Annotated in this window: 7 protein-coding genes; 6 read left to right on the forward strand and 1 reads right to left on the reverse strand. The window is 72.6% G+C overall.

Features of this window, described 5'->3' with window-relative positions; translation table 11 throughout:
• Window positions 1-192 precede the first annotated feature (192 nt).
• The 4 genes from ABZ497_RS05970 to ABZ497_RS05985 all read left to right on the forward strand — a co-directional run bounded on the left by ABZ497_RS05970 (window position 193) and on the right by ABZ497_RS05985 (window position 3750).
• Window positions 193-1383 carry a 5-(carboxyamino)imidazole ribonucleotide synthase gene (locus tag ABZ497_RS05970; RefSeq protein ID WP_352297982.1) on the forward strand — a complete coding sequence of 397 codons (1191 nt, stop codon included), beginning with the start codon at window positions 193-195 and terminating at the stop codon, window positions 1381-1383.
• Window positions 1380-1916 (forward strand): 5-(carboxyamino)imidazole ribonucleotide mutase, encoded by a 537-nt coding sequence (gene purE, locus ABZ497_RS05975; RefSeq protein WP_329487951.1) that lies wholly within the window; start codon window positions 1380-1382, stop codon window positions 1914-1916. Before ABZ497_RS05970 ends, purE begins: the two co-directional genes overlap by 4 nt.
• Window positions 1917-1939: 23 nt before the next feature.
• Window positions 1940-3175, forward strand: a complete 1236-nt coding sequence (locus ABZ497_RS05980) for a dipeptidase (protein WP_359803652.1) — start codon at window positions 1940-1942, stop codon at window positions 3173-3175.
• Between the two features lie 149 nt (window positions 3176-3324).
• The gene (locus ABZ497_RS05985; protein WP_359803654.1) at window positions 3325-3750 is read left to right on the forward strand and encodes a CoA-binding protein; all 426 of its coding nucleotides are present in this window, start codon (window positions 3325-3327) and stop codon (window positions 3748-3750) included.
• A 56-nt stretch (window positions 3751-3806) separates the two neighbouring features.
• Here the strand turns inward: ABZ497_RS05985 and ABZ497_RS05990 are convergent, their stop codons facing one another.
• On the reverse strand, window positions 3807-5144 hold the full coding sequence (locus ABZ497_RS05990; RefSeq protein ID WP_329487948.1) for a UDP-glucose/GDP-mannose dehydrogenase family protein: 1338 nt from the start codon (window positions 5142-5144) through the stop codon (window positions 3807-3809).
• A 214-nt stretch (window positions 5145-5358) separates the two neighbouring features.
• On the opposite strand from ABZ497_RS05990, the gene ABZ497_RS05995 reads away from it, so the two are divergent.
• Window positions 5359-6612 carry an LCP family protein gene (locus tag ABZ497_RS05995; protein WP_359803656.1) on the forward strand — a complete coding sequence of 418 codons (1254 nt, stop codon included), beginning with the start codon at window positions 5359-5361 and terminating at the stop codon, window positions 6610-6612.
• A 74-nt stretch (window positions 6613-6686) separates the two neighbouring features.
• Window positions 6687-7490, forward strand: an 804-nt coding sequence (locus tag ABZ497_RS06000) for an acyl-CoA dehydrogenase family protein (RefSeq protein WP_359803658.1), incomplete at its 3' end; no start/stop codon positions are given.

The following is a 7490-nucleotide window of genomic DNA, read 5'->3' on the forward strand; positions in this document are numbered from 1 at the left end:
TGTGCTGCGGACGAGGGGGCCCGGAGCGGATGCGCGGCTGGCCCCTTGAGCCCTGCGTGCACGCACATGATCGGACCACGCGTACCAGGACCTAGCGGTCCAGGCTACCCGGTTCCGCCGATCGGCTCAGCCCCCCGGGCTCCTCGCTCCCTGGGACGGTGCCCGCCGGCCGTGCGGTTCCATGGCGGTTCCATGGCCCCCGACCGGCCCGGATATCCTGGCGGGGTGACTTCCCCGGGCAATGCGAATTTTCCAGTAGTGGGCATGATCGGCGGCGGGCAGCTGGCCCGGATGGCACACCAGGCGGGCATCCCGCTCGGGGTCCGGTTCAAACTCCTCGCCGACACGCCCCAGGACTCCGCCGCGCAGGTGGTCTCCGACACCGTCCTCGGCGACTACCGCGACCTCGACACGCTGCGCCGCTTCGCGGCCGGCTGCGATGTGATCACCTTCGACCACGAGCACGTGCCGACCGAGCACCTGCGGGCCCTGCAGGCCGACGGCGTGGCCGTCCGGCCCGGCCCGGAGGCGCTGGTCAACGCCCAGGACAAGGGCGTGATGCGGGCCAGGCTCGACTCCATCGGGGTGCCCTGCCCCCGGCACCGGATCGTCTCCGGCCCGGCCGACGTGACGGCCTTCGCCGAGGAGGGCGCCGGCTACCCGGTCGTCCTCAAGACCGTCCGCGGCGGCTACGACGGCAAGGGCGTCTGGGTCGTCGACGACGAGGAGCAGGCGCACGCGCCGTTCCTGGCCGGCGTCCCCGTGCTGGCCGAGGAGAAGGTGGACTTCGTCCGCGAGCTGGCCGCCAACGTGGTCCGCTCGCCCAGCGGCCAGGCCGTCGCCTACCCGGTGGTGGAGAGCGTCCAGGAGAACGGCGTCTGCGCCGAGGTGACCGCCCCGGCGCCGGACCTCGACCCGGCGCTGTCCGACGAGGCCCAGCAGCTGGCCCTGCGGATCGCCGGCGAGCTGGACATCACCGGCCACCTGGCGGTCGAGCTGTTCCAGACCCGGGACGGCCGGATCCTGGTCAACGAGCTGGCCATGCGCCCGCACAACTCCGGGCACTGGTCCCAGGACGGCGCCGTCACCTCGCAGTTCGAGAACCACCTGCGGGCCGTGCTCGACCTGCCGCTCGGCGACCCCCGGCCGCGCGCCAAGTGGACCGTCATGGTCAACGTGCTCGGCGGCGACTACCCGGACATGTACCACGCCTTCCTGCACTGCATGGCCCGTGACCCCGGCCTGCGGATCCACATGTACGGGAAGGACGTGAAGCCCGGCCGCAAGGTCGGTCACGTCAACGTCTTCGGGGACGACCTCGACGACGTCCGCGAGCGCGCCCGTCACGCGGCCGCCTACCTGCGAGGAACGATCACCGAATGACCTCCTCTTCCCACGGCCCCCTGGTCGGCATCGTGATGGGCTCGGACTCCGACTGGCCGGTCATGGAGGCCGCGGCCCAGGCCCTCGACGAGTTCGAGATCCCCTACGAGGTGGACGTCGTCTCCGCGCACCGGATGCCGCGCGAGATGGTCGCGTACGGCGAGGAGGCCCACCGGCGCGGCCTGAAGGCGATCATCGCGGGCGCCGGCGGCGCCGCCCACCTGCCGGGCATGCTCGCCTCGGTCACCCCGCTGCCGGTCATCGGCGTCCCGGTGCCGCTGCGCTACCTGGACGGCATGGACAGCCTGCTGTCGATCGTCCAGATGCCGGCCGGGGTGCCGGTGGCCACCGTCTCGGTGGCGGGCGCGCGCAACGCGGGCCTGCTGGCGGTGCGGATGCTGGCCGCGTTCGACCCGGAGCTGACCGAGAAGATGACCGACTTCCAGGCCGAGCTGAACAGCCAGGCCACCGAGAAGGGGAAGAAGCTGCGGGCCAAGGTGGCGGGTTCCGCCTCCTTCGGCTTTGGAAAGTAGTCATATCGGATACAACAGCTCGTATGACCTCTGAGCTGTTGGACTCCGCTGAGCAGCCCGACCCGGCCGCCCTGCTGGACCGTGCCCGCGCCCTCCTCCGCGACACCCCCGTGGTGGACGGCCACAACGACCTCCCCTGGGCGATGCGCGAGCAGGTCGGCTACGACCTCGACACGCTCGACCTGGCCGCCGACCAGAGTTCACGGCTGCACACCGACCTCGCCCGCCTCGCCGCGGGCGGGGTCGGCGCGCAGTTCTGGTCCGTCTACGTCCCCTCGCGGCTGGCCGGCGACCACGCCGTCAGCGCCACCCTGGAGCAGATCGACTTCGTCCGGGCCCTGGCCGCGCGCTTCCCCGACCGGCTCCGCCTCGCGTTCACCGCCGAGGACATGGAGGCCGCCCGCGCCGACGGCCGGATCGCCTCCCTGATGGGCGCCGAGGGCGGCCACTCCATCGACTCCTCGCTGGCCACCCTGCGCGCCCTGTACGAGCTCGGCGTCCGGTACCTGACGCTCACCCACAACGACAACACCCCGTGGGCCGACTCCGCGACCGACAAGCCGGCGGCCGGGGGCCTGACCCGGTTCGGCGAGGAGGTCGTCCGGGAGATGAACCGGCTCGGCATGCTGGTCGACCTCTCGCACGTCTCCGCCGACACCATGCGCGACGCGCTGCGGGTCAGCGAGGCGCCGGTGCTCTTCTCGCACTCCTCGGCGCGCGCCGTCTGCGACCACCCGCGCAACGTCCCGGACGACGTGCTCGGCCGGCTGGCGGCCAACGGCGGCGTGGCGATGGCCACCTTCGTCCCGAAGTTCATCCTGCCCGCCGCCATCGAGTGGACCGCCGCCGCGGACGAGAACATGCGCGCCCACGGCTTCGACCACCTCGACACCACCCCGGCCGGGATGGCCTGCCAGCGGGCCTTCGAGCAGGCCACCCCGCGCCCGGTCGCCACCCCGGCCACCGTCGCCGACCACCTCGACCACATGCGCGAGGTGGCCGGCATCGACCACATCGGCATCGGCGGCGACTTCGACGGCACGGCGTTCCTCCCGGCCGGGCTGGACGACGTGGCCGGCTACCCCAACCTGATCGCCGAACTGCTCGGCCGGGGCTGGTCGCCGACCGACCTCGGGAAGCTCACCTGGCACAACGCGGTACGCGTGCTGCGCGACGCCGAGGCCGTCGCGCGTGAGCTGCGGACCACCCGCCGTCCGTCCATCGCCACCCTCGCGCAGCTCGACGGCCTCGACGGCTGAGCACGACGTCGACGGCTGAGCACGACGTCCACGGCCTCGACGGCTGAGCACCAGCACGGACGGCCGTTCCCGGCCCGGTCCGCCCGGGAATGGCCGGACGGACCGGGGTGCTGCCAGTGGTTGAGTCCGCGGCTGCGAGGAGGCAGGGCATGTACGGCGACCCGGAGACGGTCCGCAAGATCCTTACCGAGCTGGGCGACACCTGGGCCGTGGTCGGCCTGTCGTCCAACCGCCGGCGCGCCGCGTACGGCGTCGCCGAGGTGCTGCAGCGCTTCGGGAAGCGGATCGTGCCCGTGCACCCGAAGGCCGAGACCGTTCACGGGGAGCAGGGGTACGCCTCGCTGGCGGACATCCCGTTCGAGGTCGACGTGGTCGACACCTTCGTCCGGTCCGACCTCGCCGGCGCGGTGGCCGACGAAGCCGTGGCCATCGGTGCCAAGGGCGTCTGGTTCCAGCTCGACGTGGTGGACGAGGCCGCCTACGAGCGGGCCCGCGCGGCCGGTCTCGCGATGGTGATGGACAAGTGCCCCGCCATCGAGATCCCCCGGCTCGGGCTCGGCGGGCGGTTCGGTTAGCACGCACGAGGCCCGCCGGTCGTCGGAACGACCGGCGGGCCTCGGCGCGTGCCGCGTCAGCTCGGGCGGCCCAGCGCCCGGTACGTCCAGCCGGCCGCGCGCCAGGCGTCGGCGTCCAGGGCGTTGCGGCCGTCCAGCAGGCGGCGCTCGGCGACCACCGTGCCCAGCTCGGCCGGGTCGAGGTCGCGGAACTCCTGCCACTCGGTGAGGTGCAGGACCACGTGCGCGCCCTCGGCGGCCTCCAGCGGGGACTGCGCGTAGGCCAGTCCCGGGAACATCTTGCGGGCGTTGTCCATCGCCTTCGGGTCGTACACCGTGACCTGCGCGCCCTGGAGCTGGATCTGGGCGGCGACGTTGAGCGCGGGGGAGTCCCGGATGTCGTCGGAGTTGGGCTTGAAGGCGGCGCCGAGGACGGCGACCCGGCGGCCGAGGAAGCCGCCGCCGCACTGCTCGCGGGCCAGCTCGACCATCCGGGAGCGGCGCCGCATGTTGATCGAGTCGACCTCGCGCAGGAAGGCCAGCGCCTGGTCGGCGCCCAGCTCCCCGGCCCGGGCCATGAACGCGCGGATGTCCTTGGGCAGGCAGCCGCCGCCGAAGCCCAGGCCCGCGTTGAGGAACTTGCGGCCGATCCGGTCGTCGTGGCCGAGCGCGGTGGAGAGCAGGGTGACGTCGGCGCCGGCCGCCTCGCAGACCTCGGCCATCGCGTTGATGAACGAGATCTTGGTGGCCAGGAAGGAGTTGGCGGCGGCCTTGACCAGCTCGGCGGTGGCGAAGTCGGTGACCACGAACGGCACGCCGGCCGCGATCGGCTCGGCGTACACCTCGCGCAGCAGCCGCTCGGCGCGCTCGCTGCGGGCGCCGACCACGATCCGGTCCGGCCGCAGGGTGTCCTGGACGGCGAAGCCCTCGCGCAGGAACTCCGGGTTCCAGGCGAGCTCGGCGTCCTCGCCGACCGGCGCCAGCGCGGCCAGCCGCTCGGCCAGCCGGTTCGCGGAGCCGACCGGCACGGTGGACTTGCCGACCACCAGCACCGGCCGGGTCAGGTGCGGGGCCAGCTCGTCGATCGCGGCGTCCACGTAGGACATGTCGGCGGCGAACTCGCCCTTGCGCTGCGGGGTGTTGACGCAGACGAAGTGCACGTCGCCGAACTCCGCGGCCTCCTGGGCGGAGGTGGTGAAGCGCAGCCGGCCGGTCGAACCCTCGTGGCCCGCCACGTGCTTGAGCAGCAGCTCGGACAGGCCCGGCTCGTACATCGGCACCCGGCCGGCGGTCAGCGTGGCGATCTTCTCGGGGTCGATGTCCAGACCCAGCACCTCGAAGCCGAACTCCGCCATGGCGGCGGCGTGGGTGGCACCGAGATAGCCGGTGCCGATCACGGAGATGCGGAGGGTCACGGGTTCCCCTTTGCGGAATCTCGACCTTGCCTGCCGTGGGACGGGCAGGACGTGTGAGCACCGATGCTATCCGCCCGTCCGGACCCGGCCCAGGCCGTCCCGCCTGCGCCGATGTTTCGGGCACCCGGGCGCTGCCGCCGGGCGCCGGGTGTGCGCCGGGCGCGATCCGGCGGAACCCCCACACGGGTGCTGTGACCGGCGGCACAATGCGCGCATGGATCCGAAGCCCGAGAGCACGGACACACCGGACACACCCCACGCCGAAGAACCGCCGCGCCCGCCCCACGCCGCAGAACCGCCCCACGCCGACGAGGCGCCCCCCACCGAAGAACCGCCGCGTCCCGACGGGTCCGGCGGGCGGGCGGAGGGGCTCAGCCTCTTCGAGCCGCGCGCCGGCGGCGCGGAGGCCGCCGGGCCGGGCCGGGGCCCCGAGCCGCCGGCCCGCCGCCGTCGCACCCGCCGCGTCCTGCTGTGGACGCTCTCCGCGCTGCTGGTGCTGGTCCTCGGTACGGGCGGCGCGCTCTTCTGGGCGGCCGAGCACTACGCCTCCTCGGTCACCCGGATCCCGGACGCCTTCCCGACCGCGCCGGAGTCCGCCCAGCCGAGGCCCGTCCCGGCGAGCGGCCTCAACCTGCTGCTGGTCGGCCTGGACGCCCGCTCCGACGTGCCGACCACCGGCAGCGTGGCGAAGGCCCCGGTCTGGCAGGAGGGCGCGGCCCGCAGTGACACCATGATGCTGCTGCACCTGTCCGAGGACGGCCGCAGCGCCTCGCTGGTCTCGCTGGCCCGCGACACCTGGGTGGACGTCCCCGGGCACGGCAAGGCCAAGCTGAACGCCGCGTACTCCTGGGGAGGCCCGGCCCTGATGACCGAGACCGTGCAGAACCTCACCGGCATCCGGATCGACCACCTCGCCGTGGTCGACTGGAACGGCTTCCGCGCCCTCACCGACGCCGTCGGTGGCGTGGACATCACCATTCCGCGCACCATCGAGGCGGCCGGCGAGGCCCGCGCCTGGGAGGCCGGGACCCATCACATGGACGGCGCCCAGGCGCTGCTGTACGTCCGTGAGCGCTACGGCCTGCCCGGTGGGGACCTCGACCGCACGAAGCGGCAGCAGAACTTCCTGCGCGCGCTGATGCTCCGGGTCATGGACTCCGGCACGCTGGCCAGTCCGTCCCGCCTCGGCGGCCTGCTGCAGTCGGTCGGCGAGGTGGTCAGCGTGGACGACCGGCTCTCCAACACCGACCTCTTCCAGCTCGCCTGGGGCCTGCGCTCGCTGCGCGCCGACGATGTCCGCTTCATGAACGCGCCGTTCGGCGGCTTCGACACCCGCGACGGCCAGAGCGTCGTGCTGCTGGACGAGCGTCCGGCGGCGCAGCTCTGGGAGGCGATGCGCAACGACCGGATGCCGGAGTACTTCCAGGAGCACCGGGCCGGCGACACCCTCGGGTCCGACGTCGACTGAACCTAGGCAGCCGCAGGTCGGAGCCCTAGGATCTACTTAACGGTAACTAACAACTGAGCGGCGAGGCAGGCATCATGGCGGGCAGCGCAGGGTCGGCGGACTTCGATCTCTTCCGGATCTCCGAGGAGCACGAGATGCTGCGTGAGGCGGTGCGTTCGCTGGCCGAGGCGAAGATCGCTCCGTTCGCGGCGGAGGTGGACGAGGAGGGTCGGTTCCCGCAGGAGGCGTTGGACGCGTTGCGGGGCAATGACCTGCACGCGGTGCACGTGCCGGAGGAGTTCGGTGGTGCGGGGGCGGACGCGCTGGCGACGGTGATCGTGATCGAGGAGGTGGCGCGGGTGTGTGCCTCGTCGTCGTTGATCCCGGCGGTGAACAAGCTGGGGTCGTTGCCGGTGCAGTTGGCGGGGTCGCAGGAGTTGAAGGCGAAGTACCTGGGGGCGCTGGCGCGGGGTGAGGGGATGTTCTCGTACTGCCTGTCGGAGCCGGAGGCGGGTTCGGACGCGGCGGGGATGCGTACGCGTGCGGTGCGGGACGGTGATTTCTGGGTGTTGAACGGGGTGAAGCGCTGGATCACGAACGCGGGGGTGTCGGAGTTCTATACGGTGATGGCGGTGACGGATCCGGAGCTTCGGTCGAAGGGGATCTCGGCGTTCGTGGTGGAGAAGGGTGACGAGGGGGTGTCGTTCGGGGCGCCGGAGCGGAAGTTGGGGATCAAGGGGTCGCCGACGCGTGAGGTGTACTTCGACGATGTGCGGATTCCGGCGGATCGGATGATCGGTGTGGAGGGGTCGGGGTTCGCGACGGCGATGCGGACGCTGGACCACACGCGGGTGACGATCGCGGCGCAGGCGGTGGGGATCGCGCAGGGGGCGTTGGAC

It is taken from the genome of Kitasatospora sp. NPDC005751 (assembly GCF_040630835.1).
Classification (GTDB): domain Bacteria; phylum Actinomycetota; class Actinomycetes; order Streptomycetales; family Streptomycetaceae; genus Kitasatospora.